This window comes from Paenibacillus naphthalenovorans (assembly GCF_001465255.1).
Classification (GTDB): Bacteria; Bacillota; Bacilli; order Paenibacillales; family NBRC-103111; genus Paenibacillus_G; species Paenibacillus_G naphthalenovorans.
Window position 1 is genome coordinate 2,085,702 of the sequence record NZ_CP013652.1, and the last position, 23,556, is coordinate 2,109,257.

A 23,556-nucleotide genomic window follows, 5' to 3' on the forward strand; every position below is an offset into this window, starting at 1 on the left:
GAAATCATCGCGGAGCTGCCGATATGCGTTATCGGCCTTCACTGCGATGATTTTTTTATTTCAGCTTCTCCATCATCCGTCTCCCGCTTCAACCGCTGCTTCCGCTTGAGCTGTTTCTGAAGCTCCCGCTCCGCCACGACCGTGCTGCGGTCACGCAAGGTATGCTTATGAATCAGAAACGCATCGTTCATATCCGTTGGCTGTCCCCATACTTTGCCGGTGCGGGCGCAAGCCTGACCGCATAAGGTTATCAGTGTCTCGTCCTTCAAGGGGATGTCCGGATCCGAGTAGATGAAGCTCTCCGGATCCATGCATTCCTGCAAACGAGCCTGAAGGCGCTCCCTGAACTTCTCTCCATCGATGCCAAGTCGTTCCAGCCGTTCCTTGTCTAGCCGCTGGATGGCGCTGGTTAGCATTTTGACCGCTCCGGACAGATTGCCCCGTCTTTGATGGTAAAGCGAAACAGCCACCTGAATCAGGCCGACATACGCTTCGCTGTTCGGGTCTTCCGGATGCTCCTTCCAATATTCTTCCAGCACTTCGTGACATTCGAAAAAATCCCGCTCGGCATGAAAATGAAACAAATAGTCGATATAAGCTTTCGGGTATAAGTTCATCGGCATTCATCCTTTGGACGTTCATCAGATTTTAATTTTATTTTAACCTTTTCGTTTAAAATGTGAAACCATCGTCAACATTGATCGTAGTACATCTTGAAAATACTATATATACTGGAGGATGCTCATGATGTGGAAGAAAAAATTGTCTATGATTCTGTTGGCTAGCGTGGTCGCTTTATCGTTTACAACGGTCACCCTGCCTGATCAGGCGGACGCCAAAAGATCATACAGCTCTTCGAAGAAAAGCTTCAGCCCAAGCTCGGGATCGACAACTCAAACGCCAAACAATAATATCAATCGAAACCAATCGACGACGTCCAACCAACAGGCTGGTACTGCGGCAACGCAAAAACCCGGATTTTTCGGCGGCGGTTTGATGAAAGGCTTGATGATCGGCGGTCTGGCAGGCATGCTGTTCGGCGGCTTGTTCGGCGGTATGGGCTTCCTTGGCGAAATGCTCGGCATGATGGTCAACCTGCTTGCGATCGCGGCACTGGTTCTCATCGTGTTCCGTCTTATCGCATTCTTTAAGGACCGCAAAAAAGAAAAACTCAACGAAGAACCGAAGCGTTTGTAATGTACAAAACTCTGTTCAAAAGAGGTTAGCGCGCTAATGAGACTTTCGGAACAAGATATCATCAATGCCATTTGCCTGAATATTGCTGAACGCAAGCAAATTCAGCCCACGCAGGTTGAAGTGGAGCTCATGTGGGATGAGGATTTGGGCTTCTCGGCGGAAGTGCATGCGGAAGGACGCAGCCAAATTCTGATTGCCGCCAATATGCTGGAAGCGATCGAACGGTATCTGCTGAAGGAGTACAACATGCGGGTGTTCCGCGATCAAATCCAGCTTAACCTGGAAGACGAAATCGTTGCAGACATCGTACAATAACGGCAGCAGCCCCAGCCCCCTGTCAAGAAAATCTTGGCAGGGGGCTTTCGTTTATTTCACAATCTATTTTATCTATGAAAATACCCTATTCATTTCCAACGCAACTTATCACCCTCTTTTTACGTTTAATAGAGTAGACTTACTAGAAAGAGGTTGATCTATGTTGAAGCGCAAGGCATTGTTGTCCTTGTCGGTCTTGACCCTGTTCTTTTCTTCCACTGGCTCCGTAATGGCCGCAGACAAAACGACCAAGTATCGTGTCTATCAGGATAACCGCATCATACTGGAGACATCGGATTATAAATCTGCTGAAAATTACGCCAAAAACTATCATCGGAGCCATGTCGAGGACATCGCCACACGTCAATGGCTTTGGGATAGTTATCCCCGCTACAAGGTTTACCAGCACGGCTACAGCTCAACCGCCTGGGAATTTGCCACGCGGGATGCGGCGATAAGGGAAGCCGCCAAATGGGGATTCTCCAGTGTGCGCGATTTGCAATCTGGCGGTTGGATTTGGAATAACTATCCGAAGTACCGTGTGTACCAAGGCGAAATCACGCTGGACCATTGGAAGTTTCAAACCTTGGCCGAAGCCATGGCCGAAGCCAAGAAATGGGCCAATTCCTACATCGTCGATTTGGATACAAACCGCTGGGTATGGGATAACGTAACGGAAAGCAGAAAATCGGAGCTTCGCCGTTCCGGAAAGAAGATATATCAGGTCTACCAAGGTACATACACCACAGATAGCTGGAAGTTTGCATACCTTGGCGATGCGGTGAACGAATCGCTGAAATGGTCTAATTCTATCATTCGCAATACGGAAAACGGTAAAGTCGTCTATTCCAACGTGAAACCTTACAAAGTATATCAGTATGATAACTTTCTTCAATCGTTTCTCAGCTTGAATGATGCGATCAATTATGCCAAGCTTTACGATCACACCAAAATCATGAACGACAATGCGCCGGCCGTGGGCGGCAAATCCGGTCCTATTTGGAATAATTATCCTTATTATCAAGTGTACCAAAACGATAAATGGATTGCCGATTTCTCTACGATACCTGCCGCTTTACGGTATGCCAAAGGCTATGCCAATGCTTCGATCCGCACTTACAGCGACGGAATAAGCATTTGGGATAACCTGCGCAAGCTGCAGTTCTGGGGTTGGAACGGCACCTCCAGCGATGCGACGATTCGTGCTCATGTCAACAACACTTCAGGGCTTGATGTCGTTTCGCCGACCTATTTCCAACTCGCGGACCCTACGGGGAACATCACGGATTCCTCGAACAAAGAAACCGTAGCTTGGCTCAAACGGCAGGGATATACCGTATATCCCCTTGTCGCAAACCAGTTCGATTCGGCGCTGACGACTCAGTTTTTGGCTAAGCCGGAGGCCCGCACCAAATTTATCAACGACCTGGTCAGCAAAGCGGTTGCTCTTGGCGCAGACGGGCTTAATATCGACTTTGAGAATCTGGCTGGTTCCGACAGAGACCGCTTCACCGCGTTTATGCAGGAGCTGACGCAAAAAGCACGTGCACAGAAGCTCATCATCTCGGTCGACCTGCCGCGCGGCAGCCTCAGCTGGAATGATAAAACGGCTTTCGATCACGAGAAGCTCGCAGGCATCGTTGATTACATCATTACGATGACCTACGATCATCATTGGAAGGGCAGCACCGAGCCAGGTTCGGTCGCAGGTCTTTCTTGGGTGGAGGAAGGCGTGAAGGAGTTTTTGTCCTACGGAATTCCAAGGGACAAGCTGATTATGGGGATTCCCTTCTACGTTCGGGAATGGCAGGTGGATTCCTCGGGCAAGCTGGTCAGCAACCGGGCCTTGTTCATGAAGGACCTGCCCAAGCTGATTGCCGAGAAGAAGGCGTCGATGACTTGGGACAGCCGGTTTAACCAATACAAGGTGGAGTACAAGCAGGACGGCTTCACCAACGTATTTTGGCTTGAAAATGAAGAATCGGTCAAAGCCCGTCTTGCCATTGCCAAGAAGTATGATCTGGGCGGTGTAGCTGCATGGCGATTAGGCTACGAGCCTCGTGAACTCTGGAATGCCATGATACAAGAAAAATAAAATGATAAAAACGGACAACGTTTCCTCGTAAGGAACGGTTGTCCGTTTTTTCGATGTGCCGAAATCCGGTGACCGCCTGCTCAACTAATTCCGGTAGGAGCTTATGTAACGATAGCCGGAGATTGCGGTGCGCTTATCTCTGATGATCAGAAAAGCCGTCGAGATACAGAAAAGCCCCGCCAAATATCCCGCGGCAATATCGGTTATGTAATGAACGCCAAAATAGACCCGGCTGTATCCGACTCCGAGAATCATCAGTGCTCCGGCACTAAGCCATATCGAAGGCCCGGACGAAGCATCGGCCGCCATATTCGCTTGGCCCCAAGCGTTCCAATCGGTTTACATCGTCTCGTAGTACCGACATCATGATCAAGGCAAATCCCATTGCGCTAACCAATGCAACCGCCACTGCCCATCTTTTTTTCTAATCAAGCCTATGACCTCTCCTTTGGTTTAGATTGCCATTTCTCTTAGAAATCGTACCGGAATCTATCAGGTTCGGTCAACCCCTGGTTACAGGATTTCCCGCATTCAGGGGCCTGAACATAAATAAGGCCGAGGAAATTTGATCCCTCGGCCTTGCAAGAACTCTTTATAAATTTAGCAGCTCCCGCAGCTCTTCAAGATCGCTTACCGGAGACTGGCATGCGTAATTTTCACACACATAGACCGTTGCCCGTCCACCTAGCGGCAGTTTATCCTGCACGAGCGGGATCAAACGTCCGGTCTCTTCAGCAACGGCCGGATCGGACGTTCGAAGAATTGTCAGCGCGTTCGGGAGGAATGACTGCCGCACCTCCCGGATCATCGCTTGGGTATCGTCCTTTACCGGATCTCCGGCGATCACGATTTCCGTCGGCGCTCCATACGCAAAGTCTACTGCCATCAGAAACAACGCATGACCTGAAGGATAGCGCTCCACCGATCCGGCGAAGGCTTTCAACTGCTGCTCTGCTTTTTGCGCCAATGCCGCATTGTAGGTGTAGCGCGACAGCTTCTGCAGGTTTAGCGCGGCAGCCGAATTTCCCGACGGCATAGCGCCGTCGTAGATTTCCTTCGGTCGCGTGAAGAGCTGTTCCCCGTCTTCTCCGTAAAAGAACAAGCCGCCCTTGGCTTCATCCCAGAACAACCGCAGCATCTCGTCATTCAGCTCTACCGCCTGACGGAGATAGTCTGGCTCAAACGTAGCCTCATAAAGCTCAATCAATCCCCATACCAGGAAGGCATAATCGTCGGCATAGCCGAGATAAGCCGATTCTCCGTCACGGTAACGAGCTAAGAGCCTTCCATCCTCCCTGCGCAGCTTCGTCAATATGAAAGCGGCCGCTTTCTTTGCCGCATCGGCATACTCCGGGTTATCCAGCGCCTTGGCCGCTTTGGCCAAAGCCATGATCATCAGACCGTTCCAGGAGGTCAGAATCTTGTCGTCTTTATGCGGATGGATGCGCTGCTCACGGTGGGCAAAAAGCTTTTGACGGGAAGCCTCCAGCCGCTCTTTCAGCTCTGATTCGTCCAATTGCTTCAGGCGGGCCATGGTTTCTACCGTAGCGTGAATCAGGTTCGGGATGCTGTGCCCCTCGAAATTGCCGTCTTCCGTAATATCATAGACTTCGCAGTACAGCTCTCCCTCTTCCTCCCCGAGCACCTGCTTCACTTCTTGAGGAGACCAGACATAAAATTTCCCTTCCTCCCCTTCCGAATCCGCATCCTCCGCCGAGTAGAACCCGCCTTGGGGATCGGTCATATCCCTTAGCACATAAGCAATAATCTGCTCCGCCACGTCAGCGTACCACTGCTTTCCCGTCGCCTGATACGCTTCCACATACGTCATCGTCAGCAAAGCGTTATCGTACAGCATCTTTTCAAAATGCGGCACCAGCCACTTCTCGTCCGTAGAATACCGTGCAAAGCCATATCCGATATGATCGTACATGCCTCCGCGGAACATCGCATCAAGCGATTTCTCCACCATATGCAGCGCTTTCTCATTGCCCGTCCGTTTCCAATATCTCAGCAAAAATGATAAATTATGGCTCGTAGGGAACTTCGGCGCATCCCCAAACCCGCCGTAGCTTGCATCAAACATACGTTCATACATCTCGAACGCGCGATCCAGCAGCTTCTCCGATAAATCCCCCTCCAGATTGGCGATCAGCCGCTTCTGCGTCTCCTCCACAACCTGCTCGCCGATCTCGATCACCTTGTCCTGATTCTCCTTCCACTTCCCGGCGATTTGCGGTAAAATATCCATCAACCCATGACGCCCATATCTGCGGGCCTTGGGGAAATACGTTCCGGCAAAAAACGGCTTCTTCTCCGGAGTCATGATGATCGTCAGCGGCCATCCCCCCTGTCCGGTCATCGCTTGACAAACGGACATGTACAGATGATCAACATCCGGACGCTCTTCCCGGTCCACCTTGATCGAAACATAGTCGCGGTTCAGCAGCTCCGCCACTTCTTCATCCTCGAACGATTCTCTTTCCATAACGTGACACCAATGACAGGTGGAATAGCCGATGCTCAGAAACACCGGCTTGTTTTCTTTTTTCGCCCGGTCGAAAGCTTCTTTTCCCCACGGATACCAGTCTACGGGGTTGTAAGCGTGCTGCAGCAAATAGGGAGATTTTTCGTTGGCCAGTCGGTTGGGTTTATGCTTTGTTGTCAAGAAGCATCGCCTCCTTGTTCCATTGGTTATTTTTGTTATTTGAAGCTTAGCATATTCTGCAGTAAAAAGAAAAACCCATGTTTAAAAAGCAAACAATCGCAGAAAACGGAGCATTGTCGCATAATAAGGACGTGAATAATAGTCTTCTGCCGACTGGAATGATTCCAGCATGAGATGAGGCACAATGAAAACCGTTGTGCTTCCACCAATGAAAATAGCCGCTCTTCCTTCGAGCAAACGTGCGGCAACCACATCAGCCTTTCGGTATTGGAGATTGTCGGGAAAATGGAGAACGGAGCATCCTCAATAAATTCTTCGATATATCCGGTTTCCAATATGCCATCGGTATGAATGCGCTGCAATCGTTGCTTGACTTCCCGTACAAGTCCCGGCGAGGCAATCCCGTCAATATAAGTAAGCGATAGCTACTTCCGTTTGCGACATTTCTCCCAAGGTCATTTGCTGAATGTGCAGCTTGGGGTGATGGATTTTACGACGCAGCATCGACGTATTTGTACGGAGTGTTTCCACAAATCCTTCTCTGGGGCCTCGCACGGTGGTTTCGGTAACCGGTTCATCAATGCTCCGCATTTCCCATGCCCGGGCACCCGGAACATAAACGTAGTCTAAACCGTCAACAAACAAAATAGGATCCCCCTGCATCAGCAAGGCGATACCTTTTTTCATCGATCTCTCTTTTTTTATACTGCTCATGCTAAGGACGTTTTTTTCAACATAAGTCAGCAGTTCTGTTCCTTTGATTTCTTGAAAATCAAGATTCATCAAGGGTTTAAGAACATTTTCGTTTACCGTGGTTTTTTCGTATAAGCCGTCAATAGCGACTAAAATAGCTTGGATCTTCTTGCTTCTTGCCGATCGAAAAAGAACGAAACACGATGTCCGAGCTTTCTTGAAATAATTCTTGCATCTAGGAAACAAGTGAAAATGATTGCTCGGGGAATGAAGCCCAATGAATAGGATACACAAAGGGGGCAGGCGGATTGTTCATCCGCCTCTTTCATCAAAATAGACTTAAAACGTCCATTAAGGCCATTATTCCGAATTTTACCCTTCGTGCTTTGTTATTCTCCTATTCGTTACCGTTAATTTATATATTTTACTGATCACAGGCAAGCAAAGAATAAGAATGGTCAAGAGCATAAAAGTTAAAGATAGCGGTCTTGTAAAGAAAATCGTCATATCGTTTTTGGAGATTAAAAGAGATTGCCTTAAGTTTGTTTCGATCATCTTGCCAAGGACAACAGCCAGAACGAAAGGCGTTAGCGGAAAGTCAAACTTTTTCATGAAATAGCCCAAGAGCCCGAATATCATCATTAAACCTATATCAAAAAAGCTGTTTGACAACGTATAAACACCGATAAAGCAAAGAGCGGCGATCAAAGGAATCAGGTACGGCTGCGCTTTCTTTATAAGAATAGCAAAAGCAGGTACGAAAGCTGTGTTTAAAATGAATAACAATACGTTCGCAAACACTAAACCCGCAATGACTGCCCAAACAAGATCTCCTGATTTTTGAAGCATTAACGGTCCCGGTTGTAAACCGAACATGACCAATGCGCCTAACAAAACAGCGGTTGTACCCGAACCCGGAATTCCCAAGCTGAACAGCGGGATTAGCGCCCCCCCAACGGAAGCATTATTTGCGGATTCCGGAGCACTGACGCCTTGTTCAGCACCTTTTCCAAATTCTTCAGGAGTTTTGGACAATTTCTTTTCTAAATTATAGCTTAAAAACGTCGCAATCGTAGCGCCGGCGCCAGGTAAAATCCCAACCAAAAAACCGATGATAGAGCCTCTCGCGATACTCCATTTGTTCCTTAATATTTGCTTCACGGTCGGAAACAGTTCTCTAAAAGGAATCTTCCCTTTGTATTCTTCCGATTTTTTCGCCTTCTCCTCGATTAAAATCAACACCTCTGAGAGACCAAAAATACCGATCGCCACAACAACAAAGTCGATACCGTCCATAAGCTCGAAAAATCCGAATGTCAAACGGTTAATACCTTGAATGGAATCGGAGCCGATCATGGAAATTAATAATCCTAATCCCATGGCGATCAGACCTTTGATTAATTTTTTGTCGCCCAGACCGCTTGTGGCAATTAATGCAAATAACATGAGCGCGAAATATTCAGGGGAGCCAAAAACATATGCCCATTTGGCCACATACGGCGTTAAAAATATCAATCCGATAAAACCGATCATCCCGCCGATAAATGATCCAATCGCACTTAATGCCAGCGCAATGCCGGGCTTGCCTTTTTTGGTCAATTGGTAACCGTCCAAAGTCGTTACTGCCGACGAGGCATCGCCCGGTACATTAATTAAAATGGAAGTAAGGCTTCCTCCATACATCGATCCCTGGTAAATGCTCATGAGGAGCGTTAGTGCGTTGAGCTCGCCGATGGTGAAGCTTAGAGGCAGAAGCAGGGCTACTCCAGCCGTTGGACCAAGCCCGGGGAGCGCGCCAACCAATGTTCCGATAATTACCCCGAGAACGCACCAAAAAATAACCTGTGGGTCCAATATATTCATAAAACCTTGCAGTAATAGTTGTAATTCCATTCACTTCACCTTCTACCCCAATATCCCTTTCGGCAGATTTAGTCCGAGCCAAACATCAAAAATGAAATAAATACATACCGTAGCTGCCGCACTGAAAATGGCCGCTCTTACCCATGACAGTTTTTCGACCATAACCAAAGTCACAAGCAGAAATAAACCTATGGTTAACTCCATTCCTAAATAATCACCGGCCCACAAAGAGACGGCCATCATTACCATTAAAAAACACTGCTGCCAAACGGTCGATTTTAAGACCGGCTCCTTTTGGGGATATCGTCTTCTTTTCAAAATCAACTTTACTAAATAATAAATAATCAAAGCGATCAAAATGATGATCAGGATTCTCGGAAAAAAACCGGCACCCATTAATCCGTTTTTTATTAAGAACGGGAGTTTCATAGATTGCACAAAAAAAACCAACATAAGTATTAACAGCGAAGCGCCAAATATAATTTCAACTAACATTTGTCCTCCCTTTTTCTTTTACGTCATGATGAATCAAGTGTAAACCCTATTACGCAGGTGTTAAATTCATGCAGAAATACAAAAAACGAAGTCACCCTCCTTCAGGATCACATCTCCGGTTGTCCGGTTGAATTATTTCAGATTATTCACATGTATTTAGTATGGATTAATGTTTGTTATGATAGCATCGCCAAAATCTTCTGTCAATACCGATGTTACCCTTTTCATCGACCTCCGGCGATTCCGCTCCTCACTTTATTACCTCTATTATAACAGGTGTCGTAATTAACATTATTAACATAAAGAAAGCTTTCGAGACTTTCTCGACAGCCTGACCTGTTCCGAAGAACAGGCCGGATTTGTTCATCAAATCCCTTTTTGGAGGATTCGATCTGTTGCAATTTTTCTTTTCCATCACGAACTTATTTGGGCATTCGTTCATATAAAAAGTCAACGATGTGCACGGCTTGTATTTTGTCCGTAAGATCGGCCCTTTCAATGCCAAGTTTCAATTGCAGCAAACAGCCGGGATTGCTGGTAAGCAGATATTGGGCGTCTGTTTTCCTCACATTTTCCATTTTATGGTCGAGAATTTGCGCTGCCATATCCGGATGAACCAGGTTGTATATTCCTGCTGAACCGCAGCATTGGTCAGACTGGGGCAACTCTACGAACTGAACGTTTTTGATGCGTTTCATGAGTTGGCGCGGCGCAGCGGATGACCGCATCACGTTGCGCAAATGGCAGGAATCCTGGTAAGTAATTTTTTCCCCAGGCCATGCCGCAAATTCAGGTACTCGTCCTTTTTCCAGCAAAATCAGGCTGACGTCCTTGACACGGGAGGCAAACCATTCGGATACTTCTGCCCATTGCGGATCGTCGTGCAGCAGGTGATCATATTCGCTCAATAGCGCGCCGCAGCCTCCGGCATTGGAAACGATGTAATCAACATTGGCTTCACGAAATGCGGCAATGTTGTTCACTGCCAGAATTCTGGCCTGATCCATTTCGCCGCTGTGGGCATGCAGCGCGCCGCAGCAATTTTGTCCGGGCGGGATGACGACCTCGAATCCGGCTTCGGATAGCAGCCGGACAGTGTTCAGGTTCGTCTTGGTAAACAAAACGTCCATGACGCACCCTCGAAACATGCCGACGCGGGCAACCTTTTCCCCCTTTGCCGGAATAACGGTAGTGCCCAATTGTTCTATCACGCCTTTATTAGGAAGCATCCGGTATAATCCGCTCCATCTGGCTCAAATTTTTGCCGAATAGCCGGGTGACCCGAAGTTTTTGCGCGAGCCGCCTGAACCCCGACTTTTGATAGATTTGCAAAGCCAAGCCGAGCATGCGCATCTTGTTCTGGCGGGGGAATAGATAATGGAACATCCACGTGTTATGACCAATTTGAATACTTGATTATTACTAAGGGTAAGGACTTTAAAGAAGTTGAAGATTCGTTGGTAATTGCTTATTCATTTCTGATATTTGGATTTATATATCGTTTATAAAGTAATTCGCAAGCGATAAATTCACAGAGCCAAAGAAAAAGAAAAGGCCGCACAAAGTGCAGCCTTTAGTCGTATAATGGTCTCCTTCTGGAAAATCCGTTTTGCAGCATTTCACACGGACCATAGAGAAAAATGTGAAAAAAAATTGACATCAAAAATTTTGCATAATATAATGTATCTGTAACAACTGTTGTTATAGCAACAAGGAGGTGGTTGTTTGAAGTTGTTAGATGAATATATCAGCATTTTTATTCACCAGACCGACTTAACCTTGACCAGTTACATTAAAAAGCAATTGGCTCCATACAACCTGGCGCCTGAACAAAATCTGGTTATGATGCTTCTTTGGGAGAAGGATGGCCTTACCCAAAATGAAATTGCGGAACTGCTGGTTAAGGATAAAACCAATGTTGCACGGATGTTGTTTAATCTTGAACAAAAAGGATTTATCCGAAGAGCATGTCCGAAAAACGACCGTCGATCATTGATCGTTTATTTGACGGAAGAAGGAAAACAACTGGGCAATCACATTATTCCTCTCACTGAGAAATTTAATGAGTTGGTAAAAAATGGGATTACAAATGAAGAATTAAAGGAACTAAAAAGAATCCTTACAAAGATAAGCCATAATGTCACATAAAATCCTGCATATCGCTGCCATCATGCAGCTCTTGTATATTCATATAGAGACTTTGCGAGCACTAAAGTTGCTATAACAACCATATACTCATTAGAGGGAGTGTCGAACGATGTACGATATTGCTGTTATCGGTGCAGGCCCTGCCGGAGCAACCGCTGCGCTCTTTGCCGCTAAAGCCGGAAAAAAAACGTTATTGATTGATAATGACAAAACCATGACGAAAAGAGCTTGGGTTGAAAACCATTATGGCGTACTCGAAATCTCAGGACCCGAGCTTGTAGAAACAGGAAAAAAACAGGCAAGCAAATTGGGGGCGGAACTGGTTACAGCTACAGTGGATAATATTACGGAAACAGAAACAGGTTTTAAAATTCATTTGGACAATCAAACCGTTGAATCGAATCAAGTGATTTTGGCTACGGGCGTCCTAACTGATCTGGCCGAAAAAATTGGCTTGGCCACAAAAGAAGGCACAGAACCGCGCATAAAGAAAGTGATCTCTGTCGACAGCCATGGTAAAACAAACAAAAAAGGCATTTGGGCGGCAGGAACTGCAGCAGGGGTAAGCGTTCATACCATTATCACAGCCGGCGATGGCGCGAAAGTGGCGATTAATGTCATAAGTGAGTTAAATGGCGAACGTTATGTTGACCATGATGTACTTAAGTCTTAATTTAATTTAGAAAGAGGGTTATTTTTATGGTGAATCAACCGGTTGCTGTTCATGCGATCATCAATGGCGAAAAAGTCGAAACAGATAAACAGTATTCCCGCGAGAATCCGACGAACCCCAACGAAATTGTCGGCTACGGCCCTGTGAACACACGCGAGGAGGCCATTGAAGCCATTGAATCTGCGGCAGCGGCTTTCCCCGATTGGAGCAAGACACCCATCGAGGAACGTATTGCACGGATGCAGCGCGCCATTGCAAAGCTAAAAGATGCTAGCCCGGAAATTTCGAAGCTTCTGTCCCGTGAGCATGGCAAACCTCTGTACGATGCAGAAGGTGAGCTTGCGATTTCCCTGATGTGGATGGAATATGCCTGCAACACGGCTAAGGAAGTGCTTAAAGATCAGGTACAGGAGCATGAGAACGGAAAAACCATTATTTCCAAAGATGCGATAGGTGTCGTTTCCGCCATAACACCATGGAATTATCCGCTCTCCCTTTCGACCATTAAAATCGCTCCGGCGCTGTTGGCGGGCAATACCATGGTGCTCAAGCCGAGCCCCCTTGCCCCGTTGGCTGTAAGCAAAGTCATTGAGATGATTGCAGCCGAGTTTCCGGCAGGCGTGCTTAACATGGTCCACGGCGAATCGGATGTGGGAGTGGAACTGACCTCTCATCCCAAGGTTTCCAAAATCGCATTCACCGGCGGAACCAAGACGGCAAAAGCCATCATGAAAGCCGCGGCAGATACTATTAAGGATATGACATTGGAATTAGGCGGAAATGATGCGGCGATTATTCTTTCTGATTTCGACGTGAACGATGAACGTGCGATGCGCCGCCTCGTGATCTCAAACTTCCTTACTGCCGGACAAATTTGTATGATTGCGAAAAGAATCTATGTCCATCGCTCAATTTATGACAAATTCGTGGAGAAATATATTGAGGCGGCGAACAAGTGGATTCGGGTGGGCGATCCCTTTAACCCGGACGTTACCGTTGGCCCGGTGAATAACGCCGGTCAGGTTAAGTTTGTACGGAGCTTAATCGACGATGCACAAAACCGGGGTGCCCAAGTGATCAAGTTGGGACGTATTCTTGATCCGGAACTGTTTGAAAAAGGTTACTTCCTGCAACCGACTGTCGTATTGGGAGCCGGATACCATGACCCTATCGTCGTGGAAGAACAGTTTGGTCCCACCGTCCCGATCCTGCCCTTCGATGATGATGACCAAGCCATCTCCTTAGTCAATGACAGTATTTATGGTCTGACGAGCTCCGTATGGGGCGAGGAAGAGCATGCCCTTAGGGTAGCACGGCGAATCGAAGCAGGTACAACCATGATTAACACCGCTGCCGTACAGGGGCTTGACGTTCGTTTTCCATTCGGCGGGGTTAAGCAGTCCGGCATAGGGCGTGAATATGGTCCGGAAGGCATTCTCTCCTATGTCGAAACTCACGTCATTAACATACCAAAGGTCGGCGAATTGCCTTATATTCCCGAATAACTATTTCCTTTTTATAAGCATGTCGTGGCTTCCTGCCTCGACATGCTTTTCTGTTTATGTTTCTCTCGGAAATGAAGGAATCGTGATTGCTTTCCGGATCGGCTGCCAGGTTTAGCCGGATTTAAAATGATTGGATTTACCAGCAAGATTTGGTACAATAATCTGAAGGTCTCCCTTATGGAGACCTATATTTACATGGGAGGGATTTCGATGGTAAGTGGCTTTAACTTCAGAGTATATGGTTTGCTTCGTAAAGGAGGGGAAATCTACTATGAACCATAGTCTTATGTATCAAGGTTCCCGGCTGCAACTGGTGAATCAGCTGGTTTATTTTGACGATGAAAAGCTGAATTTCCTCAACCAGTATTTCCCTGAGCCTAACCAAAAACGCCGCAATGTGGAGAAGACAATATCAGTATATTGTTCGACGCTTGAAAGGATTATCAAGGATCTAACCGAAGAAAATCTGAATTCCATGGCGCTCATAGGAAGCCAAGTAGATTTGCGATATCTGGACGATGGATCAACGGAATCTCTTACGATTGTATTCCCGCATCGGACGGATCCCAATAAAAACCTGATATCTTTCTTATCTCCTATAGGCTTTCAACTGCTGATGGCACAAACCAATGAAAACTATCAGCTTGTGATACCTTCCGGCGAAACCTTGGTAAGAGTGGAAAATATTAAGTTTGTTAATCACGGCGATGTACATTAACGGTTATGAGATTTAGAAGAGCAGACCTGGCAATTGGGCACGCTGCTTTTCATAAAAAAAGTCAGCTAGTGCAAAAACTGGCTGACTTTTTGTGCATATTTTATTTATTGCGATTTCTATAAAGCAGATAGATAAAGAAGGGTGCACCCACACCCGCAGTAAACACGCCCGCGGGAATATCGAGTGGGAGAAAAGCCGTTCTGCCAAACGTGTCGGCAATCAGAAGCATCAGGCTGCCAATAAGAGCCGCTACCGGAATTAAGCCGCCAAACGAAGCGCCTACGAGCTTTCTGGCGATATGCGGAGCAATTAAGCCGATAAATCCAATCGCTCCGGCTACGGCCACGGCTGAACCCGCTAACGCCACGCTGATGAACAGCAGCATTAATCGGTGATGCTGAACAGGAGCCCCTAAAACCATCGCAATATCGTCCCCCAGCTCTTGAACATTGATGTGTCTGGAATAAATCAGGGCCAGCGGAATAAAAATAATCAACCAAGGCAGCAAAGCATACACATTATCCCACGATGCACCGTAAATACTTCCGGTTAACCAAATATAGGCCTGACCGGCTGCTTTAATAGGGCTGAGAACGATCATTAGCATGGTTAAAGAGCTTGTCGCCGCTGAAATCCCAATCCCAATCAGCACCAGCCTTGTTGGAGTAACTCCTTTATTCCATGCCAGCAAATAAATAACGATCGAGACCAAGCCGGCCCCCAAAAAAGCTGCTACCGGGAGCCACTGGATGCTTACCGTCCCCGCAAAATAGGTAATAAACGCCACTGCCGCAAATGTGGCCCCTCCTGTAATCCCGACAATATCCGGCGAGGCCAGCGGATTGCGGATAATGCCCTGAAGGATCGATCCGGAAACCCCCAGAGCCGCTCCGACCAATACAGCCAGAATAATACGGGGAAGCCTTAACGTCCCAATAATCAGCAAATTCACGGCCGTCCCTTGCCCAAGGATCGTTTTGTACACGTCCGCCAGAGAAGTACCCTTGTTGCCCAGCCCGATACTCATCATCAATACAAATAATAACAATAACGTTAACACGGAGAGCACAATCATCGTTTTCTTCTGTACAAGAAAAGAAAAGTGCCCCGTTTTGCTTCGAAAAACAACCAGCCGCTTCATTGCGAAACCCCTTTCGAGCGAAACCCCTTCCTGGCAATGTAGATAAAAAATGGCACTCCGATTAATGCCGTCATTACTCCGATCGGCAGCTCTCCAGGCATAATCACAAAACGAGCGACGATATCTGCAAGCAGCAACAAGATAGCCCCCAGTACTGCGCTGTAAGGAATAATCCAGCGATAATCAACACCCACCAGAAAGCGGGCAATGTGCGGAATAACGAGACCTACAAAGCCGATGGAACCGGCAACCGCAACAGAGCTGCCCGCCAATAAAATGACCGTAACAGCAATCGATATTTTTACAAGGCCTGTTCTTTGCCCCAATCCTTTGGCAATATCCTCTCCCGAAGAAAGAATGTTGACAGGCTGTGCCAGTACCAACGCGGCGATCCCGGCGAATATCATGTACGGCAAGACCGGAATTAACCCCTCGGCCGATTTGCCTGCGACAGAACCGGCTAACCAAAACAACACATTTTGCAAGCCCGTTTCATTGACGACCAGCATCCCTTGAGTAAAAGAAGTAAACAAGGCTGTCATCGCCGCGCCGGCTAGTACGATTTTAATCGGAGTCATGCCGTCCCGACCCAGAGAACCGAGGTAATAAACGGTCAGAGCGGCAATACCCGCTCCAAAAAAGGCGACCCATACCAATTGATCCAGGGAAGAGACCGGGAGAAAGGCTAACGCCATTACCACAAAAAAAACGGCACCCGAATTAATGCCGAAAATACTTGGAGAAGCCAAAGGATTCCGGGTCAACGCCTGCATCAGAGCGCCCGCAACGGCTAAATTCCCCCCTATCATAGCGGCAAATAAAGCGCGGGGTAACCGTGTCGTTTGGATAATCACATGTTCGTCCGATGACATATCATAATGGATAAACGACTCGATAGCCGTGAGAAAGCTGATTTTCGTTGTTCCCAGCACGATACTCAGTATAAAAGAAATCACAAGGATTAAAATACCAAACACCAAACCCGAAGCTTTTAAAGATGTCTGGTGTAATAATGGACTCACAAAGACCCTCCTCTTTGAGGTTTCATTCTCTCCACAGCCTTCATGAAACGAAGCGGAATGAAGGAAGAAACTTCTTAGAGGCTGTTGATCCCGTCGTTGTTCAACAGCCTCCTCATCAAAATATGCTATTTTAAACCATAGAATTCATAGAGATCATTTACCATCTCCATAGCCGCTAACGGGCCGGAGCCGTTATTCCATACCGCCGTATCCACCTCGAATACTCTGTTGTTTTGAACGGCTTTTAATTTTTTCCACAGCGGATGCTCGCTCCATGCTTTTCTCAAATCCAGTCGGCCGTCATCTCTTGTCGTACTCGTCTGATCAAATATAATGTCTGCATCCATTTGCGGAATACTTTCCTTTGATGTGAGCTGGACTCCCCATTCCGTTCCCCTCTGGCTGGCTGGCCGGGCGATTCCCAACTCGTCCAAAACTAGAGCTGAAAATCCGGTATAAACAATTCGGGCATGATCTACCCGGAAGTCAACGATGCCGGCTTCCAATTTTAATTTATCGCCCATTTTCTCCTTAAAATCGGCTACCTTCCGATTCCACTCTTCCAGAAATTTTTTCTCTTCATCCTTTTTGTTTAAAGCTTCTGATGTCAGAGTCAACGTATCCTTCCACAAATGAACCTCTTCTGTCATGACTGTTGGCGCGATGGCCGATAATTGCTTATAAATCTTCTCATGGCGTGTCTTGGAAGCGATAATCAAGTCCGGCTGAATTGAAGCCAATTTTTCCAAGTCCGGCTGGTTTTCCGAACCCAGGTTAGTTACCCCTTCCATCTGGGCTCTGATGTAATTGTACCAGGGTTGTTCGATCCAGGATTCAACGGCTCCCACAGGCTTAACTTTCAGCGCCAAGGCAGCGTCCGTAGCCCCTTGAAACAGGGTGACCACGTTTTTAGGCGTGCCTTTAATTTCAGTCGTGCCCATGGCATGTTGAACGACTCTGGCGTCCTGATTTTCGGTTTCTGGTACTTGTGGCGGCTGAGAAGCCTCTCCCCCCTGCTGATTCCCTCCGCAGCCGGCGATCACGAGCATCAATACGAACATCGCCGCCAGCATCAATACTAATTTTTGGCGTCTAACCATTTGTGTACCTCTCCTTTTTCTCTTGGTGTACCTATTAATGATATTGATTCTTATTCTCATTATAAGGATGTACCACATAATGAACATGGAGATTTTTGATCACTTTTTGGACAATACAGATCTTTCTGCAGCGGCATCTGCCATCAGCAGCTGGTGCATTTTGTCCAGAAATAAATCATGTGACAGAGGATTATAGCTTGTATAAAGATGCTGGCTGTCATACATAAAATAAACTTTTTTGTTCCTGACCGCTTTTAGCGCATGCCATTGTTTGTTGGCATATAACGCGCATACTTCATTCCGGATGGCCTGATCCATATGTGCAGTACCATCGTGCCTGTAGCTGGTTAACAGGATACGATCCGCTTCAAACTCCAACAAATCCTCCAGCAATATCTCCTTATAGTGAGCAATCCCCGATACACCTTTGGGAGCGGCCAACCCTAAATCGCCATAAAGAACCGACCCCATGTTTCGCAGACCATACACGCACATTTTCCCTTCGCCAATGCCAACAATTAAGAAGGTTTCATCTCCTATTTTGCTTTTGATTTGTTTTCGGATCGTGTCCGCTTTCCAATCGTAACGCTCCAGCCAATCGTTTGCTTCCTTTTCTTTGCCGACGATCTTTGCTATCGTCTGAAAATGAACTCTCCAGTCTTTGGAAAAATGAAGCGTTATCGTCGGTGCGATTTGATTAAATATTCTCTCCTTCGGTGATTTTTCCACTTGGCGGGAACCGCTCGCCACAATTAAGTCCGGCTTGGCGGTCATCAGTCTTTCCAAATCGGGATTGAAGTGGCCGACGGCTATGGTATTGCGCAACCGGGTAGTGATGGGGTAAGCGTTATTGATGATAGCGGCATAAGGCTCGATGTCCAGCGCAATCAAATGACCTGTAGTTTGATGATTAAGCGAAGCAATTTTACCGGAATATTTGATTTTTTTCACATAATTCATCGGCGAGCAGCCTGTTTCTGCCTTAAACTTGCGGCTGAAATAAAATTCATCGCTAAAGCCAACGCTTTGGGCAATCGAACGAAACGATTCGCCGGACTGGACCAGCAATTGCTTGGCTTGATTAATCCGGATTTCAGTCAAAACTTTCATCGGACTTTTTTTAACCTGTTTTTTGAAGGCCCGCGAGAAATAATCCGCACTCAAACCTGTCATTTCAGCAAGCTTTTCCCGGGTTATGTTTAAAGGATAGTACTGTTCCATATAATCTAATGTAAGACGAATCGCTTGCTGCAAATCCGACTTCTCTTCCTGAATGGTATCCTTGAATAGCGTGATGATCATTTCTTGAAACATAATATTCGCTTTCATGGCATCCCAGCTATTGTCACCACGATGTTTTGTCTCCATCTTTTGAACCATGTCGATCAGAAACTGAAAATGCGAAGCAAACAGTTCATCCGGACATTTCAATTCCGCAAGAACGAAATGCCCCCGGCCCGCAGGCCGCAGCGCATAAAACCGTATGTAATAATAATCCGCCTGCTCATTTTGAATGAACAGTTTGACATAGGTGCCGGGAGATACGATAAAAATCTTCTGCCGCTGCAAGGAATAGCTCCGTCCGTCGATGACAATGCTTCCTTCGGCTTCCTTAAAAAGCAGCATGCCGTACAACGAATGATCATGTTGAAATATGGACTCATTCGAGTTTACGTGTTGAATATCTTCCAGTCTAAACTGGCAAGCAGCGAGCTGCATTGAAAGATGTGAGCCGTTGTCCATTTGTACTCGTCCTTTTTCGTGAATAATAATCATTCTCATTATATATGATTTCGACAAATCTTTCCCGATTTCCTTGTTCGGATCCGTTTTTTATTATTCCTTCAGAACGGCTGCATCGGCAACGATTTTTCTTGCAACCGTCTGGTTGATCAGCAAGAAAACGGCGGAAAAAATAAAAATCATCGGCAAACCAAAATAAGACGCGACCACTCCCATCCCCATGGACCCTACCATACCTCCCAGAAACAAGGCACAATGGGAATAGCTGAATGTACAGCTTTCCATGCCATTCGGCGCATAGCGACGAATCAGGACATGGATGGAAGGGGTCATGCCGCCAAGGAACACACCCGTACAGAATCGCAGCACAATGAGCTGCCATAATTCCTGAACGATGCTTGGCACGGATGAGCATTAATTTACGTCCATACCAGTCTCCAAGCTTTCCCCATACCAATGAAAAAATAAAGTGGTCAGCAGGTTTGCCCCGAAAATAAGGCCCGACCATATACGGACTTCTTCAGTGTCAGTGAGTCCTAATTGCTACAAATGCTTCACCTTTGGACAGTTTGAACAGTAGCCTTCGTCAGGAGAAACTTTATAGTAGAAACAGCATGTCTTTCGCATACGAACCGGTTGAACTGCAGAAGAAATCGTACATGCAGGATAGTAATACCTTGCCATTGGATTATCCGTTTCCCCGAATAAGATCCCGGGCGCTGTACTAATCAGATATTTGAAATCCTCCTGTATGCGCTTGTTTTCCTGTAAGTCGGACCCTTCCCCCATTCGTTTCTCATAGAGCGAATATAAACGAACAGCCGTATTTTCCCATAAAATAGCCATTGGAATATCGGCGGCTTCCGAAATGGAACGCCACAGTTTTGCCAAATGCCCCGCGAACAGATTTCTTATCATTTCATCGCGCCATTCATCCCGCTTCCCTGCCGCGGGTTCGTTCACCTGCAAATCTGGCGCGCATAGACGGGCAGACCACGATTTTTTGAACGTTGCGGACGATTCAAGAAGGCTGCTTTCAATAGATAAATCCAATCCTTTATTATACATCGTCATAGCGTATAACCCGGGAGCAAGGGTTAAAAAAGCATACCTCTTGGCGAATTGCGAGGCGGTAATCATTCTTGACGGAGACTGGAGAACCATAGTTAATTCATCCAAGTAGGACGCACATTTTTCACCGTCAAGCAAATCGACGATTCGGATCGAACTCGTGGAATGGGGCGACTGCTCTATGGAAAAATAAAAATTTTTTATTACGTATTCCAATTCCCCCACTTCAAGCCGGGACTGCGTTTTCACCTGATTTCCTCCCTATGTCACGCTGCTTCGCATGGAGCGGATTCACAGCCGTGCCGTTGGTCATGATACTGATTATTATTATTAATGCAAAAAAAATGATTGAACATGGACATTTGCGCCCGATTTTTGGAATAATAGGACATTAGTACCCCGGCAGTTTCTTGATGGTTTCAGTTAAAGCATGCAAAAGCACCGGACGCGCCCTATAAAGGGCCGTCCGGTGCTTCAGTTCCCGGGTATTGAATGGGTGAATACTATGCAAAGCCCGCAAGGTTACGGAAGCAATTTCAGCTCCGCCCAGTGCGGATGTGCTTCAAGACGCCGTTCCATGTCACGGAATGCCTGGAGCGAGCGGCTCAGCTTCAAGTAGGCGTCGCCCCCTTCGCTCCAGCCCTGAAAGCCGATCATCCCATCATAACCAATCCTTTTCAGCTGTCCAAGCAGTGCGAAATTGTCCAGCTCGCCTTCATCCAACGGCTCGATCGTCGCAACGTTGCCAAAACCGTGCGGATTCCGGCGGCTGCCGGACAGGTTCACTTGCTTCAGATACGGCGCCACCTCATCCAGTATGCCCGCCAGGTTGCTCCCGTCGACGGCGTACCAGTGGTAGCCGCAGAACACGATACCCAAACGGGGATGGCTCAACCGTTTGCACAGCCGCACCGCATCTTCGTGGCGTTCGACCCAGAAGGAAAGGTGCGTATACAGCAGGATATCGATGTTTCTCCGCTCGCAAATCTCGAGCGCTTTTTCCAGCCACTTCACCACGGCGTCGTCACCCGCCGGATCCGAAGGGCGCAGATGGCTTCCTGCGGACTGGATCGCCAGCTCGACCGTCGAACATCCTTCAAGCGTCTCCAGCATCTTCAGAATGCCTTCGTTTCTCGGATGGCTCTCGCCTAAAGAGAGATCCAAGACGACGTACACACCGGCCACGTCCAGCCCGTATTTCCCTTTGACGCTGCCGAGCTTCGCCGCATCCCGCCACCGCTCTCCGTGCCAGATGGACAAATGCATCGCATCGTACCCGATCTCTTTGAGCATCTCGCATCGGGTTTCAAAGCTGTAAATTCCCATGGAGTTGTAAAAAGAAAAATCCATTGCATAAACACGGTAAGCCATTCGTTGCCTGCTCCTCCTTTTCGGTAAATCAATCCTGGGGATTGAATACGTCAGCCTTTTTGCTATTGCGTGACCGAATCGCTGTAGGTTTGCCCTAACTCATACGCGCGTTGTAACAAACTCTCGTAATGCTTGTTGATTTCATCCTCGCTTTCCATCTCTTCAGCCAGCGTGTTATAGAAAAACGCCACTTCCGACTGAGAGATGCCCGTATATCCTGCCAGACCGACATTCAAATATTGGGATATCATCGTATCGAAGCTTCGTTTTTTTAAGCTTGCTTCGGTCTCCCCGACAAGCGGAATCCACAATACTTTTTTGTGTGGCAGGCGTGCTCCTCCATAAGCAAAACCATAGTTCCATGTACGGTCTATATAGCCTTTCGTAATCGCCGGCAAGGAATACCACCAAACCGGAAAGATGAACGCGAGTCCTTCGTTTCTTTTCAGCCTTTCCATTTCAGCTTGTACACGAGCGGAATAGCTCTTTCGTGGGTTATCCCAATCAGGTTCATCTTTTTCAAAGACGAGCGGATGAAATTCTTCCCCGTACAGATCCGCCATCTCCACTTCATGTCCGGCATCGGTGAGTCCTTGAACAAAACGTTCGGCAACGGAAAATGTAAGAGATTCCCTTCTGGGATGCGAAACGATCGTCAGCACTTTCATATCAGTCACTCCCCGACAGATTTTGGTGAAACGGACCGGTCGCGCGGCTAACGGGACCGGGGCTTTCCTGTTCACGAATTTTCCTGCTGCTTACCGGTTATTGCGGGAAAATGCGGAAGGACTTCTTCTCCCAATTCTTCAATGACTTCTTCAACCGGCCGGTGCCCATATTTCAAGTTGATAATCACATGATTGACACCGACGCTTTTAAGAAACTGAATAAATTCAATCAGCGGATTGCGTCCGATACGGAATCCTAGATGGATGGGGACCGGTCTATGATTCGGATCCTCCATCAAATCGATATATAAGGACTGGCTGAACGGTTTAAACTGATCGGTGTAGGAACGCCAATTTTTGATCAGTTCCGCTTGGAACTGCACGTTTCGCGGATAATACATCCAGCCGTCGCCATTTTGGGCAATCCATTCGACGGACTGTGAGCTGTGGCCGGTTACCAGCACCGGGATATCCGAAAGACGCGGTTTGGGCAAAAGGTCTCCGAGCGACATTTCGACGCGCTGCGTCCGGATCGCCGGGAAGTTCTCCCCCCACACTTTTCTCATGACGGAAAGGGCTTCTTGAAACAACGGGCCCCGCTCTTCGAAATCAACGGAGAAGGCCGGGAATTCTATAGGACGATCCCCGGTCGCCACCCCGAGAACCAGGCGTTCGCCGGATATGTGATCAACGGAAGCGGCTGCTTTAGCCACATGCAAGGGGTGACGCAAGGTGAGAATAACGCTTGCGGTGCCCAAAGCGATGTTTTGGGTATGGGCGGCGATATACCCTAAATAAACCCAGGGATCATACATTTGGCCCACATCCCCAAAATGAGGGTCATACATCGGAACATCCCTGACGAACAGCGCGGCAAAATTGAGCTCCTCCGCTCTTTTGGCCAGTTTCATTTGCTTTTCTATGTTCATCTCCGGAATACTGCCTGCGTATGATTCCAAAGGAAAGAACAATCCGAGAGTCAAATGGTTTTCTTTAAACATGCGTGAAAATCCTTTATGATTTTCAAACTTGTTCATATCCGTACCTCCTAATCATTAATTATAGATATC

General features: G+C 47.2%; 23 protein-coding genes and 1 pseudogene. 7 read left to right on the forward strand and 17 right to left on the reverse strand.

The window, feature by feature from the left end:
- Positions 1–38: 38 nt before the first annotated feature.
- Positions 39–617: a DUF309 domain-containing protein gene (locus IJ22_RS10395; RefSeq protein ID WP_062408758.1), complete on the reverse strand. Its 579-nt coding sequence runs from the start codon at positions 615–617 to the stop codon at positions 39–41.
- Positions 618–744: 127 nt separating this feature from the next.
- Here IJ22_RS10395 and IJ22_RS10400 point away from each other — a divergent pair, with 127 nt between their 5' ends.
- The 3 genes from IJ22_RS10400 (at position 745) to IJ22_RS10410 (ending at position 3,607) form a co-directional block, all read left to right on the forward strand.
- The gene (locus IJ22_RS10400) at positions 745–1,197 is read left to right on the forward strand and encodes a hypothetical protein (protein ID WP_307722558.1); all 453 of its coding nucleotides are present in this window, start codon (positions 745–747) and stop codon (positions 1,195–1,197) included.
- A gap of 36 nt (positions 1,198–1,233) precedes the next feature.
- On the forward strand, positions 1,234–1,512 hold the full coding sequence (locus IJ22_RS10405) for a YxcD family protein (protein ID WP_054819911.1): 279 nt from the start codon (positions 1,234–1,236) through the stop codon (positions 1,510–1,512).
- A 160-nt stretch (positions 1,513–1,672) separates the two neighbouring features.
- Positions 1,673–3,607, forward strand: coding sequence for a glycosyl hydrolase family 18 protein (locus tag IJ22_RS10410; RefSeq protein ID WP_235594302.1), 1,935 nt, complete (start codon positions 1,673–1,675; stop codon positions 3,605–3,607).
- 84 nt (positions 3,608–3,691) lie between these two features.
- On the opposite strand, the gene IJ22_RS10415 is transcribed toward IJ22_RS10410, so the two are convergent.
- From IJ22_RS10415 to IJ22_RS10445, 7 genes and pseudogenes are all read right to left on the reverse strand, one after another.
- The gene (locus IJ22_RS10415; RefSeq protein ID WP_062408760.1) at positions 3,692–3,916 is read right to left on the reverse strand and encodes a phosphatase PAP2 family protein; all 225 of its coding nucleotides are present in this window, start codon (positions 3,914–3,916) and stop codon (positions 3,692–3,694) included.
- Positions 3,917–4,199: 283 nt separating this feature from the next.
- Positions 4,200–6,275 (reverse strand): thioredoxin domain-containing protein, encoded by a 2,076-nt coding sequence (locus IJ22_RS10420; protein WP_062408761.1) that lies wholly within the window; start codon positions 6,273–6,275, stop codon positions 4,200–4,202.
- Between the two features lie 81 nt (positions 6,276–6,356).
- Positions 6,357–6,685, reverse strand: a pseudogene (locus IJ22_RS27185) (spore germination protein).
- Positions 6,681–7,214, reverse strand: a complete 534-nt coding sequence (locus IJ22_RS27190; protein ID WP_160327374.1) for a spore germination protein — start codon at positions 7,212–7,214, stop codon at positions 6,681–6,683. The pseudogene IJ22_RS27185 and the gene IJ22_RS27190 overlap by 5 nt, the downstream one beginning before the upstream one ends.
- A gap of 126 nt (positions 7,215–7,340) precedes the next feature.
- Entirely contained in the window at positions 7,341–8,861 is a 1,521-nt protein-coding gene (locus tag IJ22_RS10435) for a tripartite tricarboxylate transporter permease (RefSeq protein WP_062408764.1), read from the reverse strand.
- A 12-nt stretch (positions 8,862–8,873) separates the two neighbouring features.
- Entirely contained in the window at positions 8,874–9,326 is a 453-nt protein-coding gene (locus tag IJ22_RS10440; protein WP_062408765.1) for a tripartite tricarboxylate transporter TctB family protein, read from the reverse strand.
- Between the two features lie 422 nt (positions 9,327–9,748).
- A complete protein-coding gene (locus tag IJ22_RS10445) occupies positions 9,749–10,555 on the reverse strand; it encodes a (Fe-S)-binding protein (RefSeq protein ID WP_062408766.1) in 807 nt (268 codons plus the stop codon).
- Between the two features lie 496 nt (positions 10,556–11,051).
- Between IJ22_RS10445 and IJ22_RS10450 the strand changes: the two genes are divergently transcribed.
- From IJ22_RS10450 to IJ22_RS10465, 4 genes are all read left to right on the forward strand, one after another.
- Positions 11,052–11,474 carry a MarR family winged helix-turn-helix transcriptional regulator gene (locus IJ22_RS10450; protein WP_062408767.1) on the forward strand — a complete coding sequence of 141 codons (423 nt, stop codon included), beginning with the start codon at positions 11,052–11,054 and terminating at the stop codon, positions 11,472–11,474.
- Positions 11,475–11,583: 109 nt separating this feature from the next.
- A complete protein-coding gene (locus IJ22_RS10455) occupies positions 11,584–12,147 on the forward strand; it encodes an FAD-dependent oxidoreductase (RefSeq protein ID WP_062408768.1) in 564 nt (187 codons plus the stop codon).
- Positions 12,148–12,173: 26 nt separating this feature from the next.
- Entirely contained in the window at positions 12,174–13,652 is a 1,479-nt protein-coding gene (locus tag IJ22_RS10460; RefSeq protein ID WP_062408769.1) for an aldehyde dehydrogenase family protein, read from the forward strand.
- A gap of 271 nt (positions 13,653–13,923) precedes the next feature.
- Positions 13,924–14,370, forward strand: a complete 447-nt coding sequence (locus IJ22_RS10465) for a GreA/GreB family elongation factor (RefSeq protein ID WP_062408770.1) — start codon at positions 13,924–13,926, stop codon at positions 14,368–14,370.
- Positions 14,371–14,470: 100 nt separating this feature from the next.
- Here the strand turns inward: IJ22_RS10465 and IJ22_RS10470 are convergent, their stop codons facing one another.
- From IJ22_RS10470 to IJ22_RS10510, 9 genes are all read right to left on the reverse strand, one after another.
- On the reverse strand, positions 14,471–15,511 hold the full coding sequence (locus tag IJ22_RS10470) for a FecCD family ABC transporter permease (protein WP_062408771.1): 1,041 nt from the start codon (positions 15,509–15,511) through the stop codon (positions 14,471–14,473).
- Entirely contained in the window at positions 15,508–16,533 is a 1,026-nt protein-coding gene (locus tag IJ22_RS10475) for a FecCD family ABC transporter permease (RefSeq protein ID WP_062408772.1), read from the reverse strand. The genes IJ22_RS10470 and IJ22_RS10475 overlap by 4 nt, the downstream gene beginning before the upstream one ends.
- 125 nt (positions 16,534–16,658) lie before the next feature.
- Positions 16,659–17,633: an ABC transporter substrate-binding protein gene (locus IJ22_RS10480; RefSeq protein ID WP_062408773.1), complete on the reverse strand. Its 975-nt coding sequence runs from the start codon at positions 17,631–17,633 to the stop codon at positions 16,659–16,661.
- Positions 17,634–17,732: 99 nt separating this feature from the next.
- Positions 17,733–19,376: a helix-turn-helix domain-containing protein gene (locus tag IJ22_RS10485; protein ID WP_235594303.1), complete on the reverse strand. Its 1,644-nt coding sequence runs from the start codon at positions 19,374–19,376 to the stop codon at positions 17,733–17,735.
- Between the two features lie 93 nt (positions 19,377–19,469).
- Positions 19,470–19,781 (reverse strand): MFS transporter, encoded by a 312-nt coding sequence (locus IJ22_RS10490; protein WP_062408774.1) that lies wholly within the window; start codon positions 19,779–19,781, stop codon positions 19,470–19,472.
- 138 nt (positions 19,782–19,919) lie between these two features.
- On the reverse strand, positions 19,920–20,696 hold the full coding sequence (locus tag IJ22_RS10495; RefSeq protein WP_062408775.1) for an IucA/IucC family C-terminal-domain containing protein: 777 nt from the start codon (positions 20,694–20,696) through the stop codon (positions 19,920–19,922).
- Positions 20,697–20,969: 273 nt separating this feature from the next.
- A complete protein-coding gene (locus IJ22_RS10500) occupies positions 20,970–21,818 on the reverse strand; it encodes a sugar phosphate isomerase/epimerase family protein (RefSeq protein WP_054817851.1) in 849 nt (282 codons plus the stop codon).
- A 62-nt stretch (positions 21,819–21,880) separates the two neighbouring features.
- On the reverse strand, positions 21,881–22,486 hold the full coding sequence (locus IJ22_RS10505; RefSeq protein WP_062408776.1) for an NAD(P)H oxidoreductase: 606 nt from the start codon (positions 22,484–22,486) through the stop codon (positions 21,881–21,883).
- A 71-nt stretch (positions 22,487–22,557) separates the two neighbouring features.
- Positions 22,558–23,523: an LLM class oxidoreductase gene (locus IJ22_RS10510; protein WP_054817850.1), complete on the reverse strand. Its 966-nt coding sequence runs from the start codon at positions 23,521–23,523 to the stop codon at positions 22,558–22,560.
- Positions 23,524–23,556: the final 33 nt, after the last annotated feature.

Excerpts from the sequence above, each read along its gene's own strand:
- IJ22_RS10470 (WP_062408771.1), bottom strand. The coding sequence starts at position 15,511 with ATGAAGCGGCTGGTTGTTTTTCGAAGCAAAACGGGGCACTTTTCTTTT.
- IJ22_RS10440 (WP_062408765.1), bottom strand. The coding sequence starts at position 9,326 with ATGTTAGTTGAAATTATATTTGGCGCTTCGCTGTTAATACTTATGTTG.
- IJ22_RS10460 (WP_062408769.1), top strand. The coding sequence starts at position 12,174 with ATGGTGAATCAACCGGTTGCTGTTCATGCGATCATCAATGGCGAAAAA.
- IJ22_RS10415 (WP_062408760.1), bottom strand. The coding sequence starts at position 3,916 with ATGGCGGCCGATGCTTCGTCCGGGCCTTCGATATGGCTTAGTGCCGGA.
- IJ22_RS10510 (WP_054817850.1), bottom strand. The coding sequence starts at position 23,523 with ATGAACAAGTTTGAAAATCATAAAGGATTTTCACGCATGTTTAAAGAA.
- IJ22_RS10485 (WP_235594303.1), bottom strand. The coding sequence starts at position 19,376 with ATGGACAACGGCTCACATCTTTCAATGCAGCTCGCTGCTTGCCAGTTT.
- IJ22_RS10410 (WP_235594302.1), top strand. The coding sequence starts at position 1,673 with ATGTTGAAGCGCAAGGCATTGTTGTCCTTGTCGGTCTTGACCCTGTTC.
- IJ22_RS10400 (WP_307722558.1), top strand. The coding sequence starts at position 745 with ATGATGTGGAAGAAAAAATTGTCTATGATTCTGTTGGCTAGCGTGGTC.
- IJ22_RS10465 (WP_062408770.1), top strand. The coding sequence starts at position 13,924 with ATGAACCATAGTCTTATGTATCAAGGTTCCCGGCTGCAACTGGTGAAT.
- IJ22_RS10435 (WP_062408764.1), bottom strand. The coding sequence starts at position 8,861 with ATGGAATTACAACTATTACTGCAAGGTTTTATGAATATATTGGACCCA.
- IJ22_RS10500 (WP_054817851.1), bottom strand. The coding sequence starts at position 21,818 with ATGGCTTACCGTGTTTATGCAATGGATTTTTCTTTTTACAACTCCATG.
- IJ22_RS10455 (WP_062408768.1), top strand. The coding sequence starts at position 11,584 with ATGTACGATATTGCTGTTATCGGTGCAGGCCCTGCCGGAGCAACCGCT.
- IJ22_RS10445 (WP_062408766.1), bottom strand. The coding sequence starts at position 10,555 with ATGCTTCCTAATAAAGGCGTGATAGAACAATTGGGCACTACCGTTATT.
- IJ22_RS10395 (WP_062408758.1), bottom strand. The coding sequence starts at position 617 with ATGAACTTATACCCGAAAGCTTATATCGACTATTTGTTTCATTTTCAT.
- IJ22_RS10405 (WP_054819911.1), top strand. The coding sequence starts at position 1,234 with ATGAGACTTTCGGAACAAGATATCATCAATGCCATTTGCCTGAATATT.
- IJ22_RS10480 (WP_062408773.1), bottom strand. The coding sequence starts at position 17,633 with ATGGTTAGACGCCAAAAATTAGTATTGATGCTGGCGGCGATGTTCGTA.
- IJ22_RS10505 (WP_062408776.1), bottom strand. The coding sequence starts at position 22,486 with ATGAAAGTGCTGACGATCGTTTCGCATCCCAGAAGGGAATCTCTTACA.